Origin of the sequence: Cupriavidus sp. BIC8F, from assembly GCF_032465815.1 — a bacterium.
In the GTDB taxonomy this organism is placed as follows: Bacteria; Pseudomonadota; Gammaproteobacteria; order Burkholderiales; family Burkholderiaceae; genus Cupriavidus; species Cupriavidus necator.
In genome coordinates this window covers 2,014,204-2,040,041 of sequence record NZ_CP136095.1, presented here as the reverse complement: position 1 = coordinate 2,040,041, position 25,838 = coordinate 2,014,204, and the positions used below count along the sequence as shown (strand labels likewise).

The 25,838-nt window shown below is 66.5% G+C and carries 25 protein-coding genes and 1 pseudogene; 10 read left to right on the top strand and 16 right to left on the bottom strand.

What is annotated here, in order from left to right; genetic code table 11:
* Positions 1-154: 154 nt before the first annotated feature.
* The 3 genes from RS901_RS29405 to hppD all read right to left on the bottom strand — a co-directional run bounded on the left by RS901_RS29405 (position 155) and on the right by hppD (position 4,122).
* Positions 155-1,351 carry an amino acid aminotransferase gene (locus RS901_RS29405; RefSeq protein WP_316154031.1) on the bottom strand — a complete coding sequence of 399 codons (1,197 nt, stop codon included), beginning with the start codon at positions 1,349-1,351 and terminating at the stop codon, positions 155-157.
* A gap of 109 nt (positions 1,352-1,460) precedes the next feature.
* Complete coding sequence (locus RS901_RS29400; RefSeq protein ID WP_316154030.1) at positions 1,461-2,855, bottom strand: amino acid permease; 1,395 nt, start codon at positions 2,853-2,855, stop codon at positions 1,461-1,463.
* 187 nt (positions 2,856-3,042) lie between these two features.
* A complete protein-coding gene (hppD, locus tag RS901_RS29395; protein WP_316154029.1) occupies positions 3,043-4,122 on the bottom strand; it encodes a 4-hydroxyphenylpyruvate dioxygenase in 1,080 nt (359 codons plus the stop codon).
* Between the two features lie 231 nt (positions 4,123-4,353).
* Here hppD and RS901_RS29390 point away from each other — a divergent pair, with 231 nt between their 5' ends.
* On the top strand, positions 4,354-4,827 hold the full coding sequence (locus tag RS901_RS29390) for an Lrp/AsnC family transcriptional regulator (protein ID WP_114136464.1): 474 nt from the start codon (positions 4,354-4,356) through the stop codon (positions 4,825-4,827).
* Here RS901_RS29390 and RS901_RS29385 read toward each other — a convergent pair.
* Together RS901_RS29385 and RS901_RS29380 are read right to left on the bottom strand one after the other, a co-directional pair.
* Positions 4,824-6,758: a PAS domain-containing sensor histidine kinase gene (locus RS901_RS29385; RefSeq protein ID WP_316154028.1), complete on the bottom strand. Its 1,935-nt coding sequence runs from the start codon at positions 6,756-6,758 to the stop codon at positions 4,824-4,826. The genes RS901_RS29390 and RS901_RS29385 overlap by 4 nt on opposite strands.
* 334 nt (positions 6,759-7,092) lie before the next feature.
* Positions 7,093-7,341: a hypothetical protein gene (locus RS901_RS29380; RefSeq protein ID WP_316154027.1), complete on the bottom strand. Its 249-nt coding sequence runs from the start codon at positions 7,339-7,341 to the stop codon at positions 7,093-7,095.
* A gap of 101 nt (positions 7,342-7,442) precedes the next feature.
* On the opposite strand from RS901_RS29380, the gene RS901_RS29375 reads away from it, so the two are divergent.
* Positions 7,443-8,069: a response regulator transcription factor gene (locus RS901_RS29375; protein ID WP_316154026.1), complete on the top strand. Its 627-nt coding sequence runs from the start codon at positions 7,443-7,445 to the stop codon at positions 8,067-8,069.
* 39 nt (positions 8,070-8,108) lie between these two features.
* Complete coding sequence (locus RS901_RS29370; RefSeq protein WP_316154025.1) at positions 8,109-8,789, top strand: Hpt domain-containing protein; 681 nt, start codon at positions 8,109-8,111, stop codon at positions 8,787-8,789.
* Between the two features lie 130 nt (positions 8,790-8,919).
* Here the strand turns inward: RS901_RS29370 and RS901_RS29365 are convergent, their stop codons facing one another.
* Positions 8,920-9,471, bottom strand: a complete 552-nt coding sequence (locus RS901_RS29365; protein WP_316154024.1) for an IS630 family transposase — start codon at positions 9,469-9,471, stop codon at positions 8,920-8,922.
* Complete coding sequence (locus tag RS901_RS29360; RefSeq protein WP_316154023.1) at positions 9,468-9,953, bottom strand: helix-turn-helix domain-containing protein; 486 nt, start codon at positions 9,951-9,953, stop codon at positions 9,468-9,470. The genes RS901_RS29365 and RS901_RS29360 overlap by 4 nt, the downstream gene beginning before the upstream one ends.
* A gap of 139 nt (positions 9,954-10,092) precedes the next feature.
* Here RS901_RS29360 and RS901_RS29355 point away from each other — a divergent pair, with 139 nt between their 5' ends.
* Positions 10,093-10,599 (top strand): hypothetical protein, encoded by a 507-nt coding sequence (locus tag RS901_RS29355; protein ID WP_316154022.1) that lies wholly within the window; start codon positions 10,093-10,095, stop codon positions 10,597-10,599.
* Between the two features lie 9 nt (positions 10,600-10,608).
* Here RS901_RS29355 and RS901_RS29350 read toward each other — a convergent pair whose 3' ends face one another.
* The 3 genes from RS901_RS29350 to RS901_RS29340 form a co-directional block, all read right to left on the bottom strand.
* Complete coding sequence (locus RS901_RS29350; RefSeq protein WP_316154021.1) at positions 10,609-11,202, bottom strand: TetR/AcrR family transcriptional regulator; 594 nt, start codon at positions 11,200-11,202, stop codon at positions 10,609-10,611.
* A 151-nt stretch (positions 11,203-11,353) separates the two neighbouring features.
* A complete protein-coding gene (locus RS901_RS29345) occupies positions 11,354-12,256 on the bottom strand; it encodes a patatin-like phospholipase family protein (RefSeq protein ID WP_316154020.1) in 903 nt (300 codons plus the stop codon).
* A gap of 229 nt (positions 12,257-12,485) precedes the next feature.
* Entirely contained in the window at positions 12,486-13,226 is a 741-nt protein-coding gene (locus RS901_RS29340) for a YceH family protein (RefSeq protein WP_316154019.1), read from the bottom strand.
* A gap of 203 nt (positions 13,227-13,429) precedes the next feature.
* Here RS901_RS29340 and RS901_RS29335 point away from each other — a divergent pair, with 203 nt between their 5' ends.
* Complete coding sequence (locus tag RS901_RS29335; protein ID WP_316154018.1) at positions 13,430-15,166, top strand: FAD-dependent oxidoreductase; 1,737 nt, start codon at positions 13,430-13,432, stop codon at positions 15,164-15,166.
* An 11-nt stretch (positions 15,167-15,177) separates the two neighbouring features.
* Here RS901_RS29335 and ada read toward each other — a convergent pair whose 3' ends face one another.
* Both ada and RS901_RS29325 read right to left on the bottom strand, forming a co-directional pair.
* The gene (gene ada, locus RS901_RS29330; protein WP_316154017.1) at positions 15,178-16,248 is read right to left on the bottom strand and encodes a bifunctional DNA-binding transcriptional regulator/O6-methylguanine-DNA methyltransferase Ada; all 1,071 of its coding nucleotides are present in this window, start codon (positions 16,246-16,248) and stop codon (positions 15,178-15,180) included.
* A gap of 8 nt (positions 16,249-16,256) precedes the next feature.
* Positions 16,257-17,033: a 2OG-Fe(II) oxygenase gene (locus RS901_RS29325; RefSeq protein ID WP_410054242.1), complete on the bottom strand. Its 777-nt coding sequence runs from the start codon at positions 17,031-17,033 to the stop codon at positions 16,257-16,259.
* 236 nt (positions 17,034-17,269) lie between these two features.
* On the opposite strand from RS901_RS29325, the gene RS901_RS29320 reads away from it, so the two are divergent.
* A complete protein-coding gene (locus RS901_RS29320) occupies positions 17,270-17,749 on the top strand; it encodes a nuclear transport factor 2 family protein (protein WP_316154015.1) in 480 nt (159 codons plus the stop codon).
* Between the two features lie 104 nt (positions 17,750-17,853).
* On the opposite strand, the gene RS901_RS29315 is transcribed toward RS901_RS29320, so the two are convergent.
* Positions 17,854-19,572, bottom strand: a complete 1,719-nt coding sequence (locus RS901_RS29315) for a dipeptidase (RefSeq protein ID WP_410054195.1) — start codon at positions 19,570-19,572, stop codon at positions 17,854-17,856.
* A gap of 304 nt (positions 19,573-19,876) precedes the next feature.
* On the opposite strand from RS901_RS29315, the gene RS901_RS29310 reads away from it, so the two are divergent.
* From RS901_RS29310 to RS901_RS29300, 3 genes are all read left to right on the top strand, one after another.
* Positions 19,877-20,608 carry a glutathione peroxidase gene (locus tag RS901_RS29310; RefSeq protein WP_316154013.1) on the top strand — a complete coding sequence of 244 codons (732 nt, stop codon included), beginning with the start codon at positions 19,877-19,879 and terminating at the stop codon, positions 20,606-20,608.
* 141 nt (positions 20,609-20,749) lie between these two features.
* The gene (locus RS901_RS29305) at positions 20,750-22,141 is read left to right on the top strand and encodes a dihydrolipoyl dehydrogenase (RefSeq protein WP_316154012.1); all 1,392 of its coding nucleotides are present in this window, start codon (positions 20,750-20,752) and stop codon (positions 22,139-22,141) included.
* A 107-nt stretch (positions 22,142-22,248) separates the two neighbouring features.
* Complete coding sequence (locus tag RS901_RS29300) at positions 22,249-22,797, top strand: helix-turn-helix domain-containing protein (RefSeq protein WP_316154011.1); 549 nt, start codon at positions 22,249-22,251, stop codon at positions 22,795-22,797.
* Between the two features lie 57 nt (positions 22,798-22,854).
* Here RS901_RS29300 and RS901_RS29295 read toward each other — a convergent pair whose 3' ends face one another.
* Both RS901_RS29295 and RS901_RS29290 read right to left on the bottom strand, forming a co-directional pair.
* Complete coding sequence (locus RS901_RS29295; protein WP_316154010.1) at positions 22,855-23,181, bottom strand: BrnA antitoxin family protein; 327 nt, start codon at positions 23,179-23,181, stop codon at positions 22,855-22,857.
* A gap of 7 nt (positions 23,182-23,188) precedes the next feature.
* Positions 23,189-23,458 carry a BrnT family toxin gene (locus tag RS901_RS29290; protein ID WP_316154009.1) on the bottom strand — a complete coding sequence of 90 codons (270 nt, stop codon included), beginning with the start codon at positions 23,456-23,458 and terminating at the stop codon, positions 23,189-23,191.
* 101 nt (positions 23,459-23,559) lie between these two features.
* Between RS901_RS29290 and RS901_RS29285 the strand changes: the two are divergent.
* Positions 23,560-24,916, top strand: a pseudogene (locus tag RS901_RS29285) (TonB-dependent siderophore receptor); the annotation flags it as partial.
* 51 nt (positions 24,917-24,967) lie between these two features.
* Here RS901_RS29285 and RS901_RS29280 read toward each other — a convergent pair.
* On the bottom strand, positions 24,968-25,642 hold the full coding sequence (locus RS901_RS29280; RefSeq protein WP_316154008.1) for an SOS response-associated peptidase: 675 nt from the start codon (positions 25,640-25,642) through the stop codon (positions 24,968-24,970).
* Between the last annotated feature and the right edge of the window lie 196 nt (positions 25,643-25,838).

Genomic DNA, 25,838 nt, shown 5'->3' with positions numbered 1-25,838 from the left:
GGCGGGCAGTCAGGTTGCGGGCATGAGGCCCGTAGGCAACATCTTTTCATTGGATGGCGGCGCGCGCAAGCCGTCGGGACAAAAGAAAAGCGGCGCCACCGGGCGCCGCTTTGCCGCGATCCGCCCGCAATGGCGGGCAGTTGCATGGACCGGATCAGCCTGCCAGCACGCTGCCGATGGCCTTGGCCACGATACCGACATTGCGCTCGTTCAGCCCGGCCACGCACATGCGGCCCGAGCGCAGCAGGTACACGCCGTGCTGCTCGCGCAGGCGCTCGGCCTGGTCGGCGGTGAGGCCGGTGTAGGTGAACATGCCGCGCTGGGTCAGGTAGCGCGACAGGGCCTCGCCGCTGACATGGTCGCGCAGGTTGTGGTGGATTGCCTCGCGCATGCGCGCGATGCGGTTGCACATCTGGGCCAGTTCTTCTTCCCACAGCTGGCGAAGCTCGGGCGTGGTCAGCGCCTTGGCCACCACGCGCGCGCCGTGCGTGGGCGGGTTGCTGTAGTTGGCGCGCACCGCGCCGGTCAGCTGGCCCAGCACGTTGGCGGCTTCGCCGGCGGTGTTGCAGAACACGCTCAGGCCGCCGCAGCGCTCGCCGTACAGCGAGAAGTTCTTCGAGAACGAGTTGGCCACCAGGCAGGGCACATCCTGCGCCACCAGCTCGCGGATGGCGAAGGCGTCGTCTTCCAGGCCGGCGCCGAAGCCCTGGTAGGCCATGTCGACAAACGGCAGCAGCTGGTTGGCCTTGAGCAGCGCGATCAGCTGGCGCCACTGGTCCTGGTTCAGGTCCACGCCGGTCGGGTTGTGGCAGCAGGCGTGCAGCAGCACGATGCTGCCCGCGGGGATGGCGCGCAGCGCGTCCATCATCGCGTCGAACTTCAGGCCGCCGGTGGCGTCGTCATAGTACGGGTAGGTATTGACGGTGAAGCCGGCGCGCTCGAACACCACGCGGTGGTTTTCCCAGCTGGGATCGCTGATCCACACCTGCGCCTGCGGGTAGTAGCGCTTGAGGAAGTCGGCGCCCACGCGCAGCGCGCCCGAGCCGCCCAGCGTCTGCAGCGTGGCGATGCGGCCGGCGGCGCGCGCCGGCGAGTCTTCGCCGAACACCAGCGCCTGCACCGCGTTGCGGTAGGCCACCAGGCCCGACATCGGCAGGTAGGGGCGCGGGCCCATGTCGGCCAGCAGCGCGGCTTCGGCCTTGGCCACGGCCTGCATCACCGGCAGGCGGCCCTCGTCGTCAAAGTAGATGCCGATACTCAGGTTGACCTTGTCGGTACGCGGGTCGCGCTGGAAGTCCTCGTTGAGCGAGAGGATCGGATCGCCGGGAAATGCCTCGATGTGTGCAAACATGGGATGCGATGGAATTGGGTCGGGGGGCAGCTGCCGCGGCGCAGGGGGCGTCGCGCAGCCTGAATTCTAACCGGCGGCGCCCGCAGCCTGCAGGCGCCGCCTTGCAGCTTCAGCGCAGTTGCTGGGCGGCCACGCCGCTTTGCAGCGCGGCGGCCGCGTTCTTCTGGCGCACCAGGTAGCTCACGCCGAGAACCACCAGCCACACCGGGATCAGGTAGACCGAGAGGCGCAGGCCAGGCGTCAGGTACATCACCACCAGGATGCCGGCCAGGAACACCAGGCACAGGTAGTTGGTCAGCGGATAGCCCCAGCTCTGGAACTTCGTGGCCTGGCCGGCGCGGCGCTTGTCGGCGCGGAACTTCAGGTGGATCAGGCTGATCATTGCCCAGTTGATGATGAGCGCCGACACCACCAGGCCCATCAGCATCTCAAACGCCTTGCCGGGCATGAAGTAGTTGATCACCACGCAGGCCGCGGTGGCCACGGCAGAGAACGCCAGTGCCGTCAGCGGAATGCCGCGCTGGTTGACCTTGAGCAGCGCCTTGGGGGCATTGCCTTGCCGGGCCAGGCCATACAGCATGCGGCTGTTGCAGTACACGCCGCTGTTGTAGACCGACAGCGCCGCGGTCAGCACCACCACGTTCAGCACATTGGCCACCCAGTTGCTGTTCAGCGCGTGGAAGATCAGCACGAACGGGCTGCCGCCGGTGACCACGTTCTCCCACGGGTACAGCGACAGCAGCACTGCCAGCGCGCCCACGTAGAAGATCAGGATGCGGTAGATCACCTGGTTGGTGGCCTTAGGGATGGTCTTCTCGGGGGAATCCGCCTCGGCCGCGGTGATGCCCACCAGCTCCAGCCCGCCGAACGAGAACATGATCACCGCCATGGCCATCACCAGGCCGCCCATGCCGTTGGGGAAGAAGCCGCCGTGCTGCCACAGGTTGGCCACGCTCGCTTGCGGGCCGGCATTGCCGGACACCAGCAGGTAGCCGCCGAAGCCGATCATGCCGATGATGGCCGCGACCTTGATGATCGAGAACCAGAACTCCATCTCGCCGAACGACTTCACGCTCGACAGGTTGATCGCGTTGATGATCACGAAGAAGGCCAGCGCCGAGACCCAGGTCGGGATCTCAGGCCACCAGTACTGCACGTAGATGCCAACGGCCGAAAGCTCGGCCATGCTCACCAGGATGTACAGCACCCAGTAGTTCCAGCCCGACAGGAAGCCGGCGAAGTGGCCGCAGTATTTGTCGGCGAAGTAGCTGAACGAGCCGGCGACAGGCTCGTCTACCACCATCTCGCCCAGCTGGCGCATGATGAAGAACGCCACGATGCCGGCGATCGCATAGCCCAGCAGGACCGAGGGGCCCGCCATCTTGATGGTCTGGGCGATGCCCAGGAAAAGGCCGGTGCCGATGGCGCCACCCAGCGCGATCAGCTGGATATGCCGGTTCTTCAGGCCGCGCTTGAGCGTGCCGTCATTGCTGCTTGCATGCATTTAGTTGTTTCCTCTACCCATTCTCATGGAATGCGGGCCCGCGTCTCTGGCATTTGTCGAGTCGGACGCTTGGGCCTGGGGGACGTCACCGCCCGCGCGGCAGGGTGACTGCCGCGAAGGTGGTGTGCGCGTTTCCGGAGCCGGCTGTGCCCGTCAAGGGCTGCCGGTCAGGGAAGGCCGATGCCGGTCAGGCCTCGACCTTGAGCGTGCCGCGTGCGATCTGGTCGCGTTCCAGCGACTCGAACAGGGCCTTGAAGTTGCCTTCGCCGAAGCCTTCGTCGCCGCGGCGCTGAATGAACTCGAAGAACACCGGGCCGAGCGCGGTCTTGGAGAAGATCTGCAGCAGCAGGCGGGGCTTGCCGCCTTCGGTGGTGCCGTCCAGCAGGATGCCGCGCGACTTCAGTTGCTCGACGGGCTGGCCGTGGCCGGGCAGGCGCGTGTCCAGTGCGTCGTAGTAGTAGTCGTTCGGCGCGGTCATCAGCGGCACGCCTGCCAGTTGCAGGCGATCGATGACCTCGATCAGGTTGTCGGTCAGGAAGGCGATGTGCTGGATGCCCTCGCCGTTGAAGGCCATCAGGAACTCTTCGATCTGCCCGGCGCCTTTGGACGATTCCTCGTTCAGCGGAATGCGGATTTTACCATCCGGCGCGGTCATGGCCTTGGAGGTCAGGCCGGTGTATTCGCCCTGGATGTCGAAGTAGCGGATTTCGCGGAAGTTGAACAGTTTTTCGTAGAAGTTGGCCCAGTAAGCCATGCGGCCACGATAGACGTTGTGGGTCAGGTGGTCGATCAGCTTGAGGCCATGGCCGACCGGGTGGCGGTCGACACCCTCGATGAATTCGAAGTCGATGTCATAGATCGACTTGCCTTCCTCGAAGCGGTCGATCAGGTACAGCGGCGCGCCGCCGATGCCCTTGATCGCGGGCAGGCGCAACTCCATCGGGCCGGTCGGGATCTCCACCGGCTGTGCGCCCAGTTCCAGCGCGCGGGCATAGGCCTTGTGCGAATCCTTGACGCGGAATGCCATGCCGCAGGCGCTCGGGCCGTGCTCGGCGGCAAAGTACGCGGCGTGGCTGTGCGGCTCGCGGTTGACGATGAAGTTCACTTCGCCCTGGCGGTACAGCACCACGTCCTTGGAGCGGTGCTTTGCCACCAGCGTGAAGCCCATCTGCTCGAACAGCGGCTCAAGCACGTTGGGGGTGGGCGAGGCGAATTCCACGAATTCGAAGCCCATCAGCTGCATCGGGTTGTCAAACAGGTCGGCCATGGCTTTCTCACTAAAGGGGCGGGAAATAATATTGTGGCGGCGGCACTTGGCGGCGGGGTCGCGCCGGAGCTGGGTCGGCTCGGCGGAAACCTTTTGCGGTACGGGCCTGGAGTGCGCTTGCTTGGGATGCAGTGTATATTCCGGACGACAAAATTGGATTTCGTAAAACACGCAGGGAAACCCTAGATTATGAAATCTTGTTTCGTACTTGGCTGATATGGGGAAATCAAAGTGCAAACGATCGAACTGGACCGTACCGATCGCCGCTTGCTGGGGGTATTGCAGGAGCAGGGGCGGGCTTCCAACCTGGAGCTGGCCGAGGCCATTGCCCTGTCGCCGGCGCAGACCATGCGGCGCCACCGCCGCCTGGAAGAGGCCGGGCTGGTCAAGCGCTATGAGGCGCGGCTGGACGCGGCGGCGCTGGGCTTTGGCGTGGTGGCCTTTATCCATGTGACGATGGAGCGCGGGCATATCCGCGACCTGTCCAACTTCAAGCGCCTGGTGGCGGAGCTGGCACAGATCCAGGAATGCTTCTCGGTGACCGGGGATATCGACTACGTGCTCAAGGTGGTCGCCAAGGACCTGAAGTCGCTGTCTGACTTCCTGCTCGATACGCTGATGCGTATCCCGGGTGTCAGTGGCGTGAAGTCCAGCGTATGCCTGGACGAGATCAAGTGCACCAGCGCGGTGCCGCTGGAGGCTTAGTCTTCCGGCTGGTCGAGGCGGTCGCACTGCACGTTCATCGCCCGGCACACCGCGCACCATGACGGCCGCGAGCCGGGCGTGACGCCGCAGTGGGCGGCCTCGACGCGGGTTCCGGCCTGGCTGTCCTGCGTGCTGACCTGCACTGGCACGGCCTCCTGGCGAGCCCGGTAGCCACTGGCGCAGGCTTGTGCCACCGCCGCATCCAGCGCCCGCAGGCCAACCGGCTTGACGATCACGGTATTCATGCCCGCCGCCAGTGCCGCGGCGTGGTCCGCCGCGACGGCGCTCGCCGTGCAGCCGATCACCGGCACGCCGCCGCGCGCATCCTTGCGCGCGCGTACCGCCCGTGCGAATGCCAGGCCGTCCATGACCGGCATGGCGCAGTCACACACGATCACGTCGAAGCTGGCCCCGTCCAGCCTGGCCAGCGCTTCGCGGCCATCACAGGCGGTGCTCACGCGGTGGCCCAGGTGTTCCAGCTGGCGCTGCAGCAGCAATCGGTTTGGCGCATGGTCGTCGACCACCAGGACGCTGACCCGGCGCCGTGCGCAGCCAGCCGTGGGCGGCGGCACCGGCTCGGGCAGTTCCGTGGCGACGGCAAGCGTCAGCGGCAGCGTCACCATGACGCGCGTGCCCCGGCCCGGCTGGCTGGACAGCAAGATCTGGCCCCCCATCGCGCTGGCCAGGCGCTGGCAGATCGCCAGCCCCAGCCCGGTGCCACCGGCCTGGGGGCGGGTGCGGTCATGCACCTGTTCGAAGGGTTCAAACATCCGCGCCTGCGCGCCGGCGGGAATCCCGATGCCGGTGTCGGAGACGGTCAGCATGACCTGCTGCACCCCGTCGCGAGGCGCTTGCGCGTCAAGCCTGACGTGGATCGTGCCGCTGTCCGTGAAGCGCACCGCGTTGGACACCAGGTTGGCCAGGATCTGGCGGAAACGCAGGGCATCGACCTGGTGCAGCGGCGCGACGGCGACGCCGATGCCACTGGTCAGCGGCAGGCCCTTCTGCGCGGCCACCGGTCCGAAGATCAGCAGCGTGTCCTTGACCAGCCCGGGCAGCGAAGCGGGTGCCGGGTGGATGCTGAACTTGCCGGCCTCCATCTTGGACAGGTCCAGGATGTCGTCGATCAGCGCCAGCAGGCCCAGTGCCGACTTGTGCGCCGTGACCAGCTGCAGGCGTTCCTGCTCGGCCAGCTGGCAGCGCGCCAGGGTCAGCTCCAGCATGCCGGTGATGGCGTTCATCGGGGTGCGGATCTCATGGCTGACCGAGGCCAGGAAGGTGGACTTGGCGCGGTTGGCGGCCTCGGCTTCTGTCTTGGCGTGGGCCAGCTCGGCCAGCATGTCGTGGCGCTCGGTCAGGTCGACGCAGCCGCCGGCCAGGCCCTTGACGGTGCCATCGGCGCCGCGCAGCGGTGTCATCCAGTTCAGCACGTGGTGGGTGCGCCCGCCCAGGCGCAGGCAGCGGTCCTTGTGCAGCGGGATGCCGTCTTCGATTACCTTGTGGTAGTCGCGAACCACCTCGGCCATGTCGATGGCGATGGGATGCACCTGGACCGACGCCTCCAGCGGCTGCCCGCGCAACGTGTCGCGCGTGGCGCCGACCAGTTCTTCATAGCTGCGGTTGCAGGTGATGAGCCGCAGCGAGGCATCACGCAGGTAGACGGGCTGGGGAATGCCGTCGAGCAGCGCCGACTGGATCGCGATGTTGTCCTTCAGCGCAATCTCCGCGGCCCGGCGCCGGCGCACCTCGCGATACAGCACGAAGATCCATGCCAGCAGGCATGGCGTCAGCAGGCAGAGCAGCCCGGTCGTCCACCCCAGCACCCGCCAGTGCGCCTGTGGCTTTGCGTGCGATGGTGGGGCGATGCGGGGTGTGGGCGTGCCGATCCCCGGCGGCTGCAGGGCAGGTGCCTCGGGCAGGGCGACGGGCATGCCAGCCAGGGATGGCGTCGCGGCGGATTCTGTCCCAGGTGGGGTACCGGCGCAGATCGATGCGCTGACGAGCAGGGCGGCACATGCCAGCCGCCAGGCACGCGTGAAGCGGTGCGGGCAAGCGGTGGCCGAGGGCGGTTCGATATGGATGGGCGGGCGAATAGACAAGCGGGGCGGCAAAATACAGTGAAAACGTGGCAGCCACCGCTGCGCGGTTGGCGTAGCGGCGGGCTGGCTTGTTTTCACTCTATGGGCTCAGCCTCGATATCTCATTAAGACGAATCTGAGATTGAGGGTGAAATTTCCGGATCACGCGCCATTGACGCCTGTCACGTCACATATCGAAGACAATTCCGGTCAGCATCTCACTGGCCGGCACGCCGGCATCAGCCAGCACGCACGCGGCAGCATCGGGGAATTCGATGGCTGCGCGCAGGTCGAAAGCCTTTGGATACCCCTGCCGTTGTCCGGCGATGGTTTTTCTTGCCGTGGCGGCAGCCTTATGATTGGCAGTTGCCCGATTGCGATGGTCCGCATTACGCCAGGCTTGCAAAGCCCCCGGCCGGGTTTTCGGAAGATGCAAGCCTCCGGTCGGAAATTTCCGGTGCCCTCCGGCACAAATGCTGAGCAAAATGATGTGCCCGGGCGCCCGGACATCGAGGCGCCTGCTATGGAGTTCAAGTCGTGGCCACAATCCTGATCGTCGACGACCACCCGCCCGTGCGGGTGGTGCTAAAGACGCACTTTTCCCAGGTGCTGGGCATCACCCATGTGCTTGAGGCCGACAACGGGCAGGCCGCCATCGAGATCGTGCGGCAGTACACCCCCGACGTGGTGATCCTGGACCTGGACATCCCGAAGATCAACGGGCTGGACGTGATTCCCCGCCTCAAGGCCTGCCACCCCGCCGTGCGCATCCTGGTCATTTCCGGCCAGGACCAGAACACGTTTGCCCCACGCGCGCGCCAGGCCGGCGCGCATGGCTTTGTCAGCAAGACCCAGGAACTGGCCGAGATCGTGCGCTGCACCGAGTCCGTGCTGGCCGGCTATACGGTGATGCCGGAAATCGACCATCGCAACAACCCCGGCCAGGCCGACGAAGCTGCGCGCCTGGCCAGCCTTTCCGACAAGGAACTGGTGGTCATGCAGATGCTTGCCAAGGGCATGTCGAACAAGGAAATCGGCGAAACCCTGTTTATCTCCAACAAGACGGTCAGCACGCACAAGACCCGGGTCATGGAAAAACTCGGGGCAAGATCGATTGTCGATGTCATCGACTTCGCGCGGCGCCACCATATCGCGATTGGCTAGCATGCTGCCCGTCATTCGTCTCGTGTCGCGAGGCTGCGCATGACCGGCGCGTTGCTGCTTGCCACGCCCGGTGACACGCGCTGGGTCGCCGGCGTTGCGCCGATCCTGCGCGATCTCGGCTTTGATGTGCATACCGACACGCCCGCGCCGAACGCCGCCGCAGACATCGGCCTGGTGATTGCCGGCGCCGCTACCAGGATCCCCGACACCCTGTTGCGTGCCTGGCGTGCCACCGGCCCGGTCTGCGCCGTGGTGCTGCCGGCCGATGCGGTGCCGGTGCCCGGCGCGGACGAGGCGGTGATCGCCTGCCTGCGCGAACCGGTGACCGAAGCGGCAATCGTCGCCATGCTGGCCCGGCAGCGCTACCTGGCGCTGTCCCCGCGCGAGGCCGCTGGCATCGCGCCAGCCATCGCCGCGCAGACCTTCGGCAACCGCGCCTTTGCCGCTGAACTGGTGCACGCCCTGGTCACCTCGACGCAGGCCGACCTGGCGCAGCTGCGCACCACGGACGGCGCGCTGGACACGGTGCGCAGCGTCGCCCACCGGCTCAAGTCATCTGCCCACTACGTCGGCTGCCATACCTTGCGTGCTTTTGCCCAGCGCCTGGAGCATGCCGCCGGCGACGGCGATGCCGCCAACGCTGCTGCGCTGGCCGCGATCGTGGCGCCGACGGTGGCGCGGCTGCTCAGCCTGCTCGCGGCGCTGCCATCGGAAAAATAAGACCGCGGTGGTCGCCGGCAGGTCCGGTGCGGGAATACACCGGATTGGCCGGGTGCGGTCGGTTGATTATGCTCGATATATCAGGGCGCCGATTTTCAATATGCTGGAATAAATGGTGCCGATTAAGTATTCACGAGAAACGGATTTCAAACTTTGAGCCGTAGCCGGAGAGGAGATCCTCGATCTCGGTATCGATGGTTTCTTTGGTCCATGTGATGAAGCGTCGCCAGTGGTACTTGGCATGTTTCCATACGATTTCAATCAGGTTGAGTTCGGGGCTGTAAGGCGGCAGATGAAAGAGAACCATACGGTGCTCGAAGAGCCAGCGATCCAGGATATCCTGCTCGATGGCGTGATGGATCTTCGCGTTGTCGAGCACGACGACCGTGAGCTGACCAGGCGTGGCACTTTGAGCAATCTGTTCCAAGAACTCAATAACGAAGGGACGCTTGATGCTGCCTTTGCTGGTCTGGTGGATAAGCCGGTTGGCTCCGTAATCCAATGCTCCCAAGACTGAACGCCTGCAATGCGGTTGGGGAACCGTGCAGTGAGGTTGGCCAATTGGCGACCAGCCACGCTGCACCGGCGGCGAGGCCGAAAATCCGGCCTCATCAAGATAGACGAGACGACATGCACCATCACGAGCAGCTTGCTGCAATTTCTCGAGCGTGGCAGCCTTCACGGCAAACTCCTGTTCGTCGCGTTTTTTTTGAGCGCGTATCGGCCACGCTTGTACGAAAAGCCTGCCCGTTTCAGTGCCCCGGCCAACGTTTCAAGGCGGCAGGGCAACGGCATGCCATGGGCGGCCTCGATGCACTGCGCAATCTGTTTGAGCGTCATGGACTGCGCACGCGCCGCGGCTACAGCCGTGGCAACCATGTCTTCGCAGAGCGAATGGGGGCGGCCTCCCTTATGACCGTTGAGCAAGCCGCACAGCCCTTTCTCGCGCCAGGCGTTCGTCCAGTTGTACACCGTCTTCTTGCTCACATTCAACTGCTTCGCGATCTCGTGCACTCGTTGACCTGCGCCGAGCAGCAACAAGCCTTGTCCTCTGACCCGGAAGTCTTCATACGGATGCCGCAGCGCAAGCTCTTGCAAGGTTCGTTTCTCCACGTCGTTCAGTTCGATGGTGCACTTCATCGGCGATGCCAGCTCATTCTTCATGTGACTGGCATCTGACTCTCATTCGTGAAATTGGTTTACTCAAAACACTTAATGCGGTGCGCATTTATATATGACGGCGCGGGCGCCGGATTTTGATTTCGGCGGAGCGGTAGTTTGACGATATTTTCCGGGAGCGGGCATGGGTCAGATCATGGCGTCAATGCCGGAGTCGGCGTTCTATTTCCACCTGGCGGCGGTGACGATGCTGCTGCTGGGGCTGACGCTGTACCGCGCGGTATCGCACGTGATGGCCACCCCGGACGGGCGCAAGGCCCGCGCGCAGCGCCTGGCACTGGTCAGCGCGGGGCGGCTGCTGGCGCTTGGTGGCATCTGGACCGCCATCGCCTATGGCCACGGCGCCTGGGAGCGCGCTGGCGCGCACAACTGCCGGCACTTGCCGTCGTTGGATGCCGCCGCGCGCTACGCAGCGGAATACTGCTATCTGGGCCGGGAGCGGGTGTTGCTGCGCATCTACGGCGTGGAGCGCAACCGCGTGCTGGCCCAGCGCACCTTCAACAGCAGCGGGCCCGTGCGGCTCAGTTGGGATGGCCAGGCCGTAGTCTTCGATGCCGCGGCGCCTGGCAAGGCAGGGCGCCTGGTGCTGCCGCCCACGCTGGGCGACCGGTTGCTGGCGCGGCTGCCCTGATCCGGTGGATTAATCCGCGTGCATGCGCGCCAGCAAGGCGTCCAGCCCCGCCGGAGCCGGCAGGCGCGCCATCAGCCAGCGCACCGCTTCGGACAAGTCCTGGCGGTCGTAGTCCGGCGCAAAGCTGTGCAGCGTGGCGCCGTGCAGGAAACAGCGCAGCGCCAGCCATTCCGGCTCTGGCGGCGCGTCCGGCGGCTGGCCGAACAGCATCTGCGGCACGGCCTCCAGCGGCGCGCGCACGGCCGTGGCCAGGCGCGCGTCTCCACGCGTTGCCATCCACACCTCCAGTATTGCGAGCGAGGTATGCCGCTGCGGGCGGGTCGCCAGGATATGCAGCATCAGGTGCAGGCGCAGCGAAGGGCTGAGCGGGCCCAGCGCGGCCAGGCGCGCCGCCTCATGCTCCAGCAGCCAGGTGAGCATGGCTGGCAGCAGGTCATGGCGGCCTTCGGGAAAATGGTGCCGCAGTGAGCCGCGGCTGCTGCCGGCCAGCTCGCACACGCGCGCTTCTGAAAAGGCTGCATAGCCTTGCTCGACGAGCAAGGCCACGGCGGCGTCGATCAGGGACTGGCGGGTGCTGGCGCTGCGTTCGGCTTGGGTGGACATCTGTCGGATTGTAGCAATGGCCAGAGGGCAGCCTGGCGCGCGGGCAGCGTGGGCATGCTTTGATCCGCGTCGACGAAGGCCGATACAAGGGCGACCAGTATGCGGCGCGGCACAATCCGTTCGTGTACTTCCACCCCGGGGCTGAGCGGCTTCAGTGGGGTGCCGCCGCCGGGATATCGGCGCTGCAGCTGGGTGTCGCTTCGTCGTGCGAATGCGGCGCCAGCGCGCCCGGTATGCGCTGGCTGTCCAGGCCCTTGCCTTGCAGCCACTGCGCGGTGGTGGCCGCGGAGCGGTCGATCAGCTCGCCGCATTTGGAGTAGTCGTAGGGCGAGATATCGAGCGGGCACAGCGGCGGCACCACGCTGATCTGCGCGCGGTCGGCGAAGTGCTGCAGGTCGTTCACGAGCTGGCGCGCCACCAGCAGCGAGAGGGCGTTGAACGCATGTTCCAGTGCGCCGCGCGGCGGGCGGCGCTCGGCGCAGGTGAAGCCCGCGGGCAGCACAATCACGCGCGTGGCACCCAGTGCGATCGCGGTGGACACCGGGGTGTTGTTGGCCACACCGCCGTCGATCAGCGTGCGGCCCTCGAACTGCACCGGCGGGAACACGCCGGGAATGGCCGCGCTGGCCAGCACCGCGTCGACGATGCTGCCGCTGGACAGCAAGACCTCGTCGCCGCTGTGCATGTCGGTGGCCACCACATGCAGCGGCAGTTCCGCCGCTTCCAGCCGCCGCGGCCCGAAGTGCTGCGCCAGCAGCGCGCGCAGCCCGGCCGCCTCCACCAGGTGGCCGCGGTTGCCGCCGAACATGCTCAAGACACTGCGCCAGCTCCACGGCAGGATGTCCGAGCGCCGGATGCCGCGCCACAGCTCGTCAAGCCGGCCGGCGCCGGCCACTCCCGGATTGCAGGCAAAGTAGGCGCCGTTGATGGCGCCGGCCGAGGCGCCGATCACAATATCGGGCATCACGCCCCAGGCCACCAGTTCGCGCAGCATGCCGACCTGGATCGCACCCAGGCTGCCGCCGCCGGCAAATACGAAGGCTGTCTTGTCCATGGCTGCGCCGGTCTCCCTTTCTAGTCTGTTGTCTGTCCTGAGCAAAGCATAGGCGACATCCGGGTCATCGGGGCAGGTCGGCGGCAGGTTGTCTGCCGCGCTACGGTCTGAGCCAGTGGTTCGCCTTCGCGAGCTAATAACGCAATTAACCGCCAGGAATATCTACCAACCACCAATGCTGGCTGGCAGCGGGGTGGCCGGTCCTGTCAGGTATGACGCAGGCGGGGTATCAGTCGAGAAACTCGTCCACGGGGATACCGAGTTGCCCGGCCATGTGTTCGACCAGGCCTTGCAGCTTCGCCACTTTCTCGGTCAGGGCCTGCTGCTCGGCGCGCAGCTGTTCGAGTTCGCCCGGCGAGGCGGTGGCGCCGCCCGTGGTGCGTTCGGCATCGTCGGCGGCCGCTGCGGCGCTCACTTCGCCGCTCAGCAGGTGCATCCAGCGATTTTCGCGTGCCCCCGGCGCGCGCGGCAGCCGGACAACAAAGGGCGGCGCATGGCCGGCCAGTTCGTCAAGGAAGGCCTCGACCGACGAGATATCGGCAAAGCCGTGCAGGCGCGCGGTGTTCAGACGCAACTCCGCTGCGGTCTGCGGGCCGCGCAGCAGCAGCAGCGCCAGCAGCGCGACTGACTGCTTGGGCACGGCCAGCACGCGCTGCATATTGTGCTCGAAGCGCGGCACGCGGCTGCTGCTGCCTTCAAAGACCAGGCTCAGGCCCTTGAGGCCATCGATGGCCTCAAGGATCTCAGCCTCGCTGACATTCATCACGGGGGCGCGGGCGGTCTTCTGGTTGCAGCCCGAGGCCAGCGCATTGAGCGACAGCGGATAGGTGTCGGGCACGGTGTGCTGTTTTTCGACCAGCACGCCCAGCACGCGGCCTTCGAGGGGCGTGAGGGGCCGCAGGGCGGGGCGGGCGGGACGGTCGGTGTGCTCGCCAGGCTGGCTGGCGTCGGATTCAGGGCTGGAATGCATCAAGTCTTGGTTCTGAAGGGTGGCGGCGGTGGCAGAGGCCTTGGGGGCACGCCGAGGCGCTCATTCAATCCCAAGCCGGCACAATCCGCAACTGCACCGTGCGATCCTCGCATTCTGCGCGCCGCCGTCTACTATCGATAGGCCGCGCCGCGGCAACCGGGAAAATGCGCCAGGGCAGGCGCGGATCCAGACGGGGAGGGAGCATGGCGATTTCGCAGTCAGAGGCAATGGCACCGGATGAGGACGCCGGCCCGGAGGCTGGAGGCGGCCTGGAGGCGCCCTATTCCACGCTGGAATCACGCTGGCACCAGATGTTCCCGCAACTCAGCGCCGACGACATGGCGCGCGTGCGGCGCTTCGGCACGCCGCAGAACTGGCGCGCTGGCGAGAAGCTCTTTGCCATCGGCGATACGGGCCGGGGCATGTACCTGATCGGCAGCGGCCGCGTGCGCCTGATGCGGCGCGACGGCCTGGGCCGCGAACACCAGATTACCGAGCAGGGACCCGGCCACTTCCTGGCCGAGGTCGGCACGCTCAGCGGCCGCCCGGCGCTGGTCGACGGCGTGGCAGTGACCGATACCCAAGGCTATTCAATCACACCAGAGCGGCTGCGCGCCCTGCTGGTGGCCGAGGCCGAACTGGGCGAGCGCATCATGCGCGCGCTGATCCTGCGCCGCGTGGGGCTGATCGAATTCGGCAGCGGGCCGGTGCTGGTCGGCCACGGCACCGAGCCGCAGCTGGTGGCACTGCAGGCCTTCCTGCGGCGCAACGGCTACCCGCATACGGTCATCGATATCGACGCGGAACGCGACTGCTCATTGCTGGTCGACTACGCCAACGCGCCCGCCAGCGACTTCCCGCTGGTGATCTGCGCCGATGGCCGCGTGCTGCGCGCGCCGGACGAAGGGCAGCTGGCTTCGTGCCTGGGGCTGTTGCCGGAGTTCGATCCGGCCCACGTCTATGACGTGGTGGTGGTCGGCGCCGGGCCGGCAGGGCTGGCCACGGCCGTGTATGCCGCGTCCGAAGGCTTGTCGGTGGCGGTGATCGATTGCCGCTCGCCGGGCGGGCAGGCGGGCGCGAGTGCCCGGATCGAGAACTACCTTGGCTTTCCCACCGGCATCTCCGGGCAGGCGCTGGCCGGGCGCGCGTTCGTGCAGGCACTGAAGTTCGGCGCGCATATCGCCATCCCGCTGGAGGTCAAGGCATTGCATTGCGGCGCGGACCCGATCCGGCTGGAGCTGGCCGATGGCCGCATGATCCCGACGCGTACTGTGGTGATCGCCACCGGGGCGCAGTACCGGCGCCCGGACATCGCCGCGTTGGAGCATTTTGAAGGTCGCGGCGTGTACTACTGGGCTTCGCCGGTGGAGGCGAAGCTGTGCAAGAACGAGCCGGCGATGCTGGTGGGCGGCGGCAATTCGGCCGGGCAGGCAGCGGTCTACCTGGCCTCGCACGCGGCGCACGTGCATATGCTGGTGCGCGGGCCGGGGCTGGCCGCCACCATGTCGCGCTATCTGATCGACCGCATCGGTTCGCTGCCCAATATCACGCTGCACACGCATGCGCAGATCAGCGCGCTGGCGGGAGAAGGGTGGCTCAGTTCGGTGCGCTACGAATGCCGGGCGGAAAGCCCGGCACCGGTCACGATGGACGTGCGGCACCTGTTCCTGTTCATCGGTGCCGATCCCAATGCGTCGTGGCTGCGCACCTGCAACGTCGAGGTCGATGACAAGGGCTTCGTGCGCACCGGCGGCGGCGAGCTGGGCTGCGCGTCGGCGGTGCCGTATCCGCTGCAGACCAGCGTGCCGGGCGTGTTCGCCATCGGCGATGTGCGGGCGGGGTCGACCAAGCGGGTCGCCGCGGCGGTAGGTGAGGGCGCGGCGGTGGTGGCGCAGATCCACGACTACCTGGCTCGGGTGCAGGCAGCCGTGGCGCGCTGAGCGCGGGCCACTCAGGCTTGCGCCTCGCGCTCCAGCAGTTCGCGCTTGCGCGCCACGCCCCAGCGGTAGCCCGACAGGTCGCCGTCGCTGCGCACCACGCGATGGCAGGGAATGGCCACGGCCAGGTGGTTGGCGGCGCATGCCTGCGCCACCGCGCGCACTGCACGCGGCGCGCCGATGCGCGCGGCGATCTCGGCATAGCTGGCGGTGCTGCCCGCAGGGATCTCCTGCAGGGCCTGCCATACACGCTGCTGGAACGCGGTGCCGCGCACATCCAGCGGCAGCGTCAGGCCGATCGAAGGTGCCTCGATAAAGCCCACCACTTGCGCCACCAGTTGCTCGAACTGCGCATCGCCGCCGATCAGGTTGGCGCGCGGGAACTGGTCCTGCAGGTCCTGCAGCAGCGTTTGCGGATCGTCGCCCAGCAGGATCGCGCAGACACCACGCTCGCTCTGGGCCACCAGGATCGCGCCCAGCGAGCACTGGCCGATGGCAAAGCGGATATCGGTGTCGGCCCCGCCCGCGCGGAAGCGCGACGGGGTCATGCCCAGCACTGCGTCCGAGGTCTCGTAGAAGCGGCTGTTGGAGCCGAAGCCGGCGTCGTAGATCGCCTCGGTCACGGAGTCGCTGGTGCCCAGTTGCTCGCGCAGCTTCCTGGCGCGATGCGCGGCGGCGTAGGCGCGCGGTGTCAGGCCGGTGGCGGCCTTGAAGAGGCGGTGGAAGTGATAAGGGCTGACGCCCGCGGCGTTGGCCAGTTCGGGAAGCGTGGGCAGGGTGTCGGCGGCCTCAATGCGGCGGCAGGCGTCGGCCACGATGGCTGCGTGTTGTTCCGCCAGCGCAGGCGCGGCGGCACGGCGGCTGGGCCGGTAGCCGGCGGCTTCGGCCGCGGCGGCATTGTCGAAGAACTCGACATTGGCCGGATGCGGCAGGCGCGACGGGCTGCTCGGCAGGCAGTACACGCCGGTGGTCTTGACCGCATAGACAAAGGCACCGTCGGCGCCCGGATCGCGCGCCAGCACGCGGGCCCAGCGCGGGTCGCGTTCGATGGTGCTGGCTTCCGGTTGCTGTGTGGAACGGGTCATGGAATACCTCACGTGGCGTCGTGGAAGATGATGCCCAGCGTGTAGCGCTGGCCCGCGTGCAGCCGGCTGACGCCATGCCGCAGGTTCACGCGGTAGCTGCCGCGGCTGCCCTGCACCGGGCGCTGGCTGACGGCAAAGACCACGGCATCGCCCTGGTGCAGCGTCACCACGTCGGCCCGCGACTGCATGCGCGGCCGCTGCTCGGTCATCACAAATTCTCCGCCGGTAAAGTCGCGGCCCGGCTCGGACAGCAGGATGGCGACCTGCAGCGGGAATACGTGCTCGCCATACAGGTCCTGGTGCAGGCAGTTGTAGTCGCCCGGGCCGTAGCGCAGCAGCAATGGCGTCGGGCGCAACTGGCCGGCGTCGTGGCAGCGGGCAAGATAGTCGGCGTGCGCGGCGGGATAACGCACATCGATGCCCATGGCGGCGTTCCAGCGGTTGGCCACCGGCACCAGGTGCGGATACAGGGCCGTGCGCAATGCGGCCACGGTGTCGGGCAGGGGGTAGCGGAAGTACTTGTACTCGCCCTGGCCAAAGCCGTGCCGGCGCATGTCGATGCGAGAGCGGTACAGCACGTCCTGCGCGTAGCCGGCGGCAAGCGCGTCGCATTCGGCTGCCGACAGCAGGCCGCGGATCGCGGCACAGCCGTAGTCGTCGAGCTCGCGTGCGACGGCCGCCCAGTCGGTGCCATCGACGCGGGTGGCGATACCGGCTCCGTGCCCATGCCCCCGCGCCGTGCCGCGCGCCGGCGGTATTGGCCTGCGCGGCCCTGCCACGGCCATTTCGGGGCGTTGTATCTGGGTGATGCTCACCGCGGGTCTCCTGTCTCTCGCTTGCATGGTGCCAACTTTAGGCCGCCCGCGTGCGCCTCGCACTCCGGGTCTTGCTTTTGAATTCTGCCCCGCATCCTGCCTTGACAAGACAGATCTGTCTATCAATAATGAGACAGATCTGTATCATATCGAACAGGCTGTTCTTCCCACCTGATTCATCCTGTTTTCAGCAAAGGAGCCTCCGCATGTCCGTACAAGCCGAAATCCGTCCGCCGTTGCCCCCATTCACCCGTGAATCCGCCATCGCCAAGGTCCGTGCCGCCGAGGACGGCTGGAACAGCCGCGACCCCGAGCGCGTGGCGCTGGCCTATACCGTCGACAGCGCCTGGCGCAACCGTGCGGAATTCGTCAACGGCCGCGCCGACATCGTCGCGTTCCTGCAGCGCAAGTGGCAGAAGGAGCTGGATTACCGGCTGATCAAGGAGCTATGGGCGCACGACGGCAACCGCATCGCCGTGCGCTTTGCCTACGAATGGCACGACGATTCCGGCAACTGGTACCGGTCATACGGCAATGAGAACTGGGAGTTCGATGAGGCGGGGCTGATGCGCAGGCGCTATGCCTGCATCAACGATGCGCCGATCAAGGCGGCGGACCGAAAGTTCCACTGGCCACTGGGCCGGCGGCCGGATGAACATGCGGGGTTGAGTGAACTGGGGTTGTGACAGTTGTTCGGGTATCAGCTCGAACGCTGACGCTCGAACCGATTGAGGCCGGTCCCCTCTCCCGCGCGCGGGAGAGGGGAGCACACAAGCGGTGAGGGAACGCCTTACTGCATCTTGTCCAGGTTCCCGATCCGCACCAGCATCTCGGTGAACATCTGCATATCCAGGTTCAGGTCGGCCACTTCCTTGTACTCGCGCGCATTGTGCGCGGTGTACTTCTTGCCCGGCATCGCCGGCCCGAAGTTGATGGCATTGGGCATCAGCTTGGCGGTGGTGCTGCCGGCGGTGGAAACCGGCTTGGCTTCCAGCCCGGTGGTATCGCCAAAGATGTTCAGCAGCGTGGACAGCCACGCGCCCTTGGGGTCGCGTGCCATCCAGTTGCCCTGGTCGTACTTGATCTCGACCGGGCCATGGGTTGCGGCCCAGCCGAAAATTCGCTTGGTGATCTTGCCGCCCAGCTCGTCCGGCGTGCGGCCGCGCGGCATGCGCACATTGGTGACCACGTCGACGTATTCGCCGCGCTCGCGCACCAGCGTGGGCGACATGGTCAGCGGGCCCATGAACGGGTCGCGGTAGGCCACCTCCATCCTGGTGCCCAGGTAGTCCAGCCCATACAGGTCGTTCAGGTAGCGGACCGCGTTCAGGTAGTGGTTTTCGGCAAATTGCACGCCGCTGGCCTGCAGGAACAGCGCCAGCCGCGGCAATGGGTTGACCCCTTCCTCCGGGCGCGATCCATGCGCCGAGGTGCCAGTGACCTTGACTTCCACGTCGTTGCCGGCGCGCTTCACGTCGATGGAGAACTTGCCGCGCGGGGTGTGGCGGCGTAGGAATTCAGCGCGTGCCTGTTCCAGCGTGGCGGCCACCGCGGCCGGGTCGCCGCCGGCAATGCGCGCGGTGGCGGTCTCGGGGATGGCGTTGGCCGAGGCCGCGCCGCGCATGGCAACGATGGCCGGTCCCTTGTGGTCGGCCTTGCCTTGCGCGCTCTTGTCGTCCGCCGCCTTGATGCCAAAGGAGACGGTCAGCGTGCCCGCGCCTTTTTCCGCCACCACCGCGGGGTATTTGCTGTCGAGCACGACGTTGTACTCGGGCAGGGTGGTGTGCTGGCGGTAGTACTTCATGCCGTCGCCGCCGGTTTCCTCCGTGGTCTCGATCATCAGTCGGATGGTGCGCTCCAGCGGCACGCCGCTTTCCTTGACGGTCTTCATGGCATACATGACCGCGGCGATCGAACCCTTGTCGTCGATGGTGCCGCGCCCGTACAGCGTGTCGCCTACGCGCGTCATGCGGAACGGATCCAATTTGGTGCCGTCCTCCAGCACCCATTCCTCGGCCAGCGCAGGCACCACGTCGGCGTGGGTCAGGATGCCGAAGGTGTCCTTGGCGCCGCCGGGCAGCGTGACTTCGAAGACCCGGTTGTCGACATTGCGGAAGGCCAGCCCGAAGTCACGCGCCATGGCCTCGATCATCTTCCCGAACTCGATGATGGCGGGGTTCTCGTGCTGCGGGATCTTCTCGTCGCGCACGGTCCGCAGCGCCACCATCCTGCCGATGGCGTCGATCACCGCGGCCTCGTTGTGGACGCGGTTGTAGACGCCCAGCAGGCGGCCGATATTGGCCAGGTTGTCGCCGGCCAGCGGCGACCGGGCTTGCCATGCCGCCACGGCCGGCGCCACGGAGGGCTCGGCCCTGGCCGCGGCGGCCATGAATGCCTGCAGGTCGGCATGGGCTGCCGTTCGGGTGCCGGAAACCAGCGCATCCAGGGCCGGTTTCTTCAGGGTTTGCGCCTGCGCGGGTTGCGCAAGCATCAGCGACAGCGCGAGCATGGGGGCCCATCGGCAGAGAGACGGCAGGCGGCAAGATCGGGTCATTGCGGACAAAACGGGAGTCTGAGTGGATGCCGCATGATAGGGCACTCGCCGGTATTTACCGAAAAAATATGCTCTTGCGTGCGCGCGGATGAGGTGCCATTGCCGGCGCAATAGGGAGTGGCTATGGCTGGTCAATAGCGCAAGACAATCGCTGTGGTTAAAGCAATGAATTGTACAAATCACATCCCGGTCGACAGAATGGGGCCTTCGCTGCAACCCGCAGCAGAAACCAACCCGATCCAGACCAAGGAGTGAACTGATGCTGCAATCCCGTGAAGGCCAACGCGTTCCCAATGTCGCTTTCCGCATGCGTGAAGACAACGAGTGGAAGACCGTCACCACCGGCGAGCTGTTCACCGGCAAGACCGTGGTCGTGTTCTCGCTGCCGGGCGCCTTCACGCCGACCTGCTCGTCGACCCACCTGCCGCGCTACAACGAGCTGGCCCCGGTGTTCGCCAGGCACGGCGTCGACGACATCCTGTGCGTGTCCGTCAACGACACCTTCGTGATGAACGAGTGGGCCAAGGACCAGGAGTCCGAGAACATCACCATGATCCCCGACGGCAACGGTGAATTCACCGAAGGCATGGGCATGCTGGTGGACAAGGCCGACCTGGGCTTCGGCAAGCGCAGCTGGCGCTATGCGATGCTGGTCAAGGACGGCGTGGTGCAGAAAATGTTCATCGAGCCGGAAGAGCCGGGCGATCCGTTCAAGGTCTCCGACGCCGACACCATGCTGGCCCACATCGCCCCGAATGCGCGCAAGCCGGACCAGGTGGTGGTGTTCTCCAAGGTCGGCTGCTCGTTCTGCGCCAAGGCCAAGCAACTACTGGACGACAACGGCTTCGACTACATCGACGTGCCGCTGGACAACAAGGTGCGCGGCAAGGTGCTGGGCGCCGTGTCGGGCGAGATGACGGCTCCGCAGGTCTTTATCAACGGCAAGCTCATCGGCGGCGCCGAGGCGCTGCAGCAGTACCTGGGCAAGTAAGCCGATTCCCCTTCCATCCCCCATTCGGGGACCGGCAGTCGCCGGACCCGATGGGGTCGCCTTGCCCGGCGGCTTGGCGGCCCCATCCAGCCCGCTGATTGACACCAGTTTGACGCCATCAAGACAAAGGAACCGACCGCCATGACCACTATCCAGACCGACGTCGCCGTGATCGGCGCAGGCACCGCCGGCCTTGCCGCCTACCGTGCCGCGATTGCCGCGGGCAAGCGCGCCGTGATCATCGAAGGCGGCCCGTACGGCACCACCTGCGCCCGGGTGGGCTGCATGCCCTCCAAGCTGTTGATCGCTGCCGCCGAGGCCGCGCACGAACTGCGCCACACCGCGCCGTTCGGCGTGCACGTGGATGGCCAGGTCCGCATCGACGGCCGCGAGGTGATGGCCCGCGTGCGCAGCGAGCGCGACCGCTTTGTCGGCTTCGTGGTGCGCGGCGTGGAGAGCATCCCCGACGCCGACCGCATTCGCGGCTATGCCCGCTTTATCGACAACACCACGCTGGAAGTGGATGGGCACACCACCGTGCGTGCCAGCCGCGTGGTCATCGCCACCGGCTCCACGCCGATGCTGCCGGCGCCGTTCCAGGTGTTCGGCGACCGCCTGATCGTCAATGACGATGTGTTCGCCTGGGAAGACCTGCCCGCCAGCTTGGTGGTGTTCGGCCCCGGCGTGATCGGGCTGGAACTGGGCCAGGCCTTGTCGCGGCTCGGCGTGCGGGTACGCGTGTTTGGCGTCAGCGGCTCGCTCGGCCCGCTGACGGACCCTGTGATCCGCGCCTACGCGGCGAAGACCTTCAACGGCGAGTTCTATCTCGATCCGGACGCCAAGGTGACCGACATGGCCCGCGACGGCGACCAGGTGGTGGTGACCTACCTGGACCGCGAAGGCCGCAGCGTGACCGAGCGCTTCGACTATGCGCTGGTCGCCACCGGCCGCGTGCCCAATGTGCGCGGCCTGGGCCTGGAGCATGCCGGCCTGGCGCTGGATGCGCGCGGCGTGCCGCGGTTCGATGCGCGCACGCTCCAGTGCGGCAATGCGCCGGTGTTCATTGCCGGCGACGCCAACAACATCCTGCCGCTGCTGCACGAGGCCGCCGACGAGGGCAAGGCCGCGGGCGAGAACGCCGCCAGCTATCCGCAGGTGAAGCCGCTGGCCCGCCGCGCGCCGATCGCGGTGGTGTTCACCGACCCGCAGATCGCGATGGTCGGCCAGCGTTACGCCGACCTGGCCGAAGGCACGTTCGTGACCGGCGAGGTCAGCTTCGAGGACCAGGGCCGCAGCCGCGTGATGCTGAAGAACCGCGGCCTGATGCACGTCTATGCCGACAAGGCCACGGGCCGCTTCCTGGGCGCGGAATGGACCGGCCCGCGTGCCGAGAACATCGCCCACCTGCTGGCGTGGTCGTACCAGCAGGGCCTGAGTATCGGGCAGATGCTGGGCATGCCGTTCTACCACCCGGTGGTAGAAGAGGGCCTGCGTACGGCGCTGCGTGATGCGGAGGCAAAGCTGCAGGTCTGAGCGGGCCAGGTTTGCTAGACAGGTCTGTCTGTCATAGTATCGACCTATAGAGGCCGGGCGGCGCAGAGTGCCGTCCGGCCGCTCCCATTACCGACTCCGCAGCCAACATGGCCACGCTTTCCGCCCGCGACCGCATCCTCGACACCGCTGCCCGCCTGTTCTACCAGGAGGGCTACCGCGCCACCGGCATCGACAAGATCATTGCCGAATCCGGCGTCGCCAAGATGTCGCTTTACCGCCATTTCGCCTCCAAGAACGAGCTGATTTCGGCCTTCCTGGCGCGCCGCCATGACGAGTGGATGGCGTGGTTCCGGCAGGACGTGGAAGCCCGGCTGGCCGCGCGCCCGCACCTGGACGTGATTGCCGACTCGCTGGCGGACTGGTTCAGCCGCGACTTCCGTGGCTGTGCCTTTATCAACGTGGTGGCCGAGGCGGGCGGCGACGCGCGCGCGGCGGAGCAGGCGGCGGCCCACAAGGCCGAACTGGAGGCGTTCGTCGCCGACATCGCCACGCGCCTGGGCTTGGACCAGCCGCAAGCGGTGGCCGAGGAAGCCATGCTGTGCATCGAAGGCATGATCGTGCGCTACCAGATGCAGCCGGATGCGGCGGTGATCGAGGCGGGGCGGCGGTTGCTGGGCCGGCTGCAGGCCGGCTGATTGGTTTGGGGGCTGCTCACTGAGGCTGAGGACTGCCCGACGCTTCCTTCGTCTGGCTTAGCGCCGAGGCAGCATCCGGTGCGATTTCGCGTAATCGCGCAGTGCGTCGTTCATCAGCGTTTGCCATCCGCTGCCGGTGGCCTTGTAGGCGTCCAGTACATCGGGATCGATCCGCAAGGTCTGGTTGACCTTGCGCTCGCCAGCCGGCTTGGCCGGCCTGCCACGGCGTTTCACCAGCGCATCGGCATTTTCTTTTCCCACGAGCTGCTCGAGTACCTCGCGCGCCGAGCGCATTCGCTTGATTTGCTCGGTCGGCAACGACACCGCATCGGGGTCTCCGGCAATGCCGCGCGCAATGGCGGCATCTTCCGCGGGCGTCGGCATGGTGAGGTCAGGTTTCCTGTTCATAGTCTCGCACCTCTCGGGAGTTGGCTTTACGCAGGCTGATTGCCCGTAGCGTGTTGCCGCGTATGGTGAATACCAGGCAATACAGGCGCCGGCCAATCGGCCCATATGCGATGTAGCGGGTTTCGCCATATGGCTTGCGGTCATCGATCTCCAGCAGGGCGCTACCAAAGTCCATCAACCCCGCGGCGGCCAGTGACAACCCGTGTTGACATTGGTTGATAGCGTCCTTCGCCAAGTCAAACTCGATTTCCATTCGGATTTACTGTAGCAGCAAGAAATGGGGTGGTGCAACATTTTTATGCTACAGCGTTAATCCCGGCATCGTAGTAAAGCGGAAAGCTGATCACTCTGCAAAGCGGGACCTCGGTCGGCTTCTTCCCCTGGCGGGGCACGCTGCAGGCCAACCCGGCCGGCCAGATCCCCGATCACCTGTTTATCAGCGAGCCCGGCTTCGACCGCTACAACGCCGAGCAGGCGTCAGTGGGCTATGAGTTCCAGCACAAGTTCAACGACACCGTGACGGTGCGGCAGAACCTGCGCTATTCGCACAGCACGGTGGACTACCGCAGCATCTACGCAACCGGCTTCAACGGCGCCGGCCACGGCTGGGTGCCGGGTAGCGATACGCTGATGCGCCGCACGGTCTACCTGAACCAGCCCACGCTGAACTCGTTCGCGGTCGATACCCAGGCGCAGACCAACTTTCGCACCGGCCCGGTCCAGCACACGCTGCTGACCGGCGTCGACTACCAGCACGCCGAGATCACGGGGCGCGCCGGGGTGGGGGGCACGGCCGCGCCGCTCAATGTGTTCAACCCGGTCTACGGCAATTTCACCCTGCCGGGCACGCGCGACCTGAACCCCGCCACGCAGGCGCAGACCGGCCTGTACGTGCAGGACCAGCTGTCGTGGAACAAGTGGCTGCTGATGCTGGGGTTGCGCTATGACTGGTCGCGCGCCGCGCAGGACAACACGCCTTCGGCCAGCCGCGACGACGGCGAGCTGACCAAGCGTGCCGGCCTGATGTACCGCTCGGACATCGGCCTCAACCCGTACGTCAGCTATTCCGAGTCGTTCCAGGGGCTGGCCGGCTTCAACAAGGCCAACCAGGCTTTCAAGCCGCTGCGCGGTTCGCAGTGGGAGGCGGGGATCAAGTACCAGCCGCCGGGCAAGAACGCCACGCTGACCATCGCCGCATTCGATATGCGCGAGAAGAACCGCAAGACCGCTGGCGTGGTCAATGGCATTCCCGATTCGGTCCAGGTGGGCGAGGCGCGTACGCGCGGCATCGAGGTGGAGGCACTGGCCTCGCTGTCCAGCCGGCTGGACCTGATCGCGACCTATACCTACCTGGATGGGCGCGTGATCGACGGCACGCCGGCCGAGGTGGGCAAGAAGCTGGCGAGCACGCCGTCGAACATGGCGTCGCTGTGGGCCAACTATCGCTTCAGGCTGTTTGGCGTGCCGGGCATTGTCGCCGGCTGGCGGGGTGCGCTATGTCGGTCCCAGCTATGACGGTGCCGACCAGAACCGGGTGGGCGGCGTGACGCTCTACGACGCGATGATCGCCTATGACCACGGCCCGCTGCGCCTCTCGCTGAATGCCAACAACCTGTTTGACAAGCAATTCCTGACCACCTGCCTGGCGCGCCGTGACTGCTGCTTCGGCGCGCGCCGCACGGTGGTGGGCAGCGTTACCTACCGCTTCTGACCCGCCTCGCATGGAAGCGAGCCCGCGGCCATGGCGGCGAAAGCGGCGCGCTTACTCCGAGTCGGGGATTGGCGCTCCCTGCACTTTGGGCGCCGGTTCGGCCCGCATGGCGTCCGCGGGCAAGAGCGTCAGGAAGGTGCGCGCCACCTCGGGATCGCGGCAGGCGAGCCAGTCGTCCCACTGTTCACGCGGCACGATGACCACGGACCGTTTTTCCTCGCCCGGCTTGTGGAAGCGCTGCATCACCGGGTGCTCGGCCGAGTTGATGGTCAGCATGGTGAAGGACAGCGACTGGTCCGGCCAGCTGCGCCACAGGCCCGCAATGCCGAATGCCGGCTCGCCGGGCAGCCAGACGCGCGAGCGCACCGGCTTGCCGGGCGGGCCGCCGGGCACTGCATCTTCGGGATACGCAAACTCATAGAACGCCGTGGCCGGCACCAGGCACAACTGGCCCTGGCGCCAGTAGCGCGCGAAGGCGGGGCGCTCGCCCACGGTCTCGCTGCGGGCATTGGTGGTGTCAAAGCGCCGTGCGCCAGGCGGGATGCGCGGGCGCGGCACCATGCCGAACGAGGCCAGTGCGCCACTGCGCGCGCCATCGTCCGCGGCGCGCACGATCGGCGCCGCGTAGTCCGGATAGGTTTCAGCCTTGTACAGCCCCGGCGGCGGTTCCACGCCGAAGATTTCGCGCAGGATACGTCGCTGGACCGGGGCGTAGTTGGTGCACATGCGCTGTCTCCTGGCGGTGATGCCCGTATCGTCGGCGCCGGGCGGTGCCGCGTCAAGGGTGGCTCAAGGTGCCTCAGGGCTCACGGCAGGAATGGCAAAAACTGTCAGCGGCGCTGGCGGAATCGGCTATTGCCTGCTCCCTTGGCGCTCGCGCACACTCTTGCGGCAGCCGCTGCGCGCCGCCATGCCGCGCGCA

Excerpts from the sequence above, each read along its gene's own strand:
- ada (WP_316154017.1), bottom strand. The coding sequence starts at position 16,248 with ATGACCCGTTCCACACAGCAACCGGAAGCCAGCACCATCGAACGCGAC.
- RS901_RS29360 (WP_316154023.1), bottom strand. The coding sequence starts at position 9,953 with ATGAAGAATGAGCTGGCATCGCCGATGAAGTGCACCATCGAACTGAAC.
- RS901_RS29300 (WP_316154011.1), top strand. The coding sequence starts at position 22,249 with ATGGCCACGCTTTCCGCCCGCGACCGCATCCTCGACACCGCTGCCCGC.
- RS901_RS29305 (WP_316154012.1), top strand. The coding sequence starts at position 20,750 with ATGACCACTATCCAGACCGACGTCGCCGTGATCGGCGCAGGCACCGCC.
- RS901_RS29355 (WP_316154022.1), top strand. The coding sequence starts at position 10,093 with ATGGGTCAGATCATGGCGTCAATGCCGGAGTCGGCGTTCTATTTCCAC.
- hppD (WP_316154029.1), bottom strand. The coding sequence starts at position 4,122 with ATGGCCGACCTGTTTGACAACCCGATGCAGCTGATGGGCTTCGAATTC.
- RS901_RS29405 (WP_316154031.1), bottom strand. The coding sequence starts at position 1,351 with ATGTTTGCACACATCGAGGCATTTCCCGGCGATCCGATCCTCTCGCTC.
- RS901_RS29400 (WP_316154030.1), bottom strand. The coding sequence starts at position 2,855 with ATGCATGCAAGCAGCAATGACGGCACGCTCAAGCGCGGCCTGAAGAAC.
- RS901_RS29345 (WP_316154020.1), bottom strand. The coding sequence starts at position 12,256 with ATGGACAAGACAGCCTTCGTATTTGCCGGCGGCGGCAGCCTGGGTGCG.
- RS901_RS29385 (WP_316154028.1), bottom strand. The coding sequence starts at position 6,758 with ATGCCCGTCGCCCTGCCCGAGGCACCTGCCCTGCAGCCGCCGGGGATC.
- RS901_RS29310 (WP_316154013.1), top strand. The coding sequence starts at position 19,877 with ATGCTGCAATCCCGTGAAGGCCAACGCGTTCCCAATGTCGCTTTCCGC.
- RS901_RS29295 (WP_316154010.1), bottom strand. The coding sequence starts at position 23,181 with ATGCCGACGCCCGCGGAAGATGCCGCCATTGCGCGCGGCATTGCCGGA.
- RS901_RS29325 (WP_410054242.1), bottom strand. The coding sequence starts at position 17,033 with ATGGCCGTGGCAGGGCCGCGCAGGCCAATACCGCCGGCGCGCGGCACG.
- RS901_RS29335 (WP_316154018.1), top strand. The coding sequence starts at position 13,430 with ATGGCGATTTCGCAGTCAGAGGCAATGGCACCGGATGAGGACGCCGGC.
- RS901_RS29350 (WP_316154021.1), bottom strand. The coding sequence starts at position 11,202 with ATGTCCACCCAAGCCGAACGCAGCGCCAGCACCCGCCAGTCCCTGATC.
- RS901_RS29280 (WP_316154008.1), bottom strand. The coding sequence starts at position 25,642 with ATGTGCACCAACTACGCCCCGGTCCAGCGACGTATCCTGCGCGAAATC.
- RS901_RS29340 (WP_316154019.1), bottom strand. The coding sequence starts at position 13,226 with ATGCATTCCAGCCCTGAATCCGACGCCAGCCAGCCTGGCGAGCACACC.
- RS901_RS29370 (WP_316154025.1), top strand. The coding sequence starts at position 8,109 with ATGACCGGCGCGTTGCTGCTTGCCACGCCCGGTGACACGCGCTGGGTC.
- RS901_RS29320 (WP_316154015.1), top strand. The coding sequence starts at position 17,270 with ATGTCCGTACAAGCCGAAATCCGTCCGCCGTTGCCCCCATTCACCCGT.
- RS901_RS29290 (WP_316154009.1), bottom strand. The coding sequence starts at position 23,458 with ATGGAAATCGAGTTTGACTTGGCGAAGGACGCTATCAACCAATGTCAA.
- RS901_RS29315 (WP_410054195.1), bottom strand. The coding sequence starts at position 19,572 with ATGCTCGCGCTGTCGCTGATGCTTGCGCAACCCGCGCAGGCGCAAACC.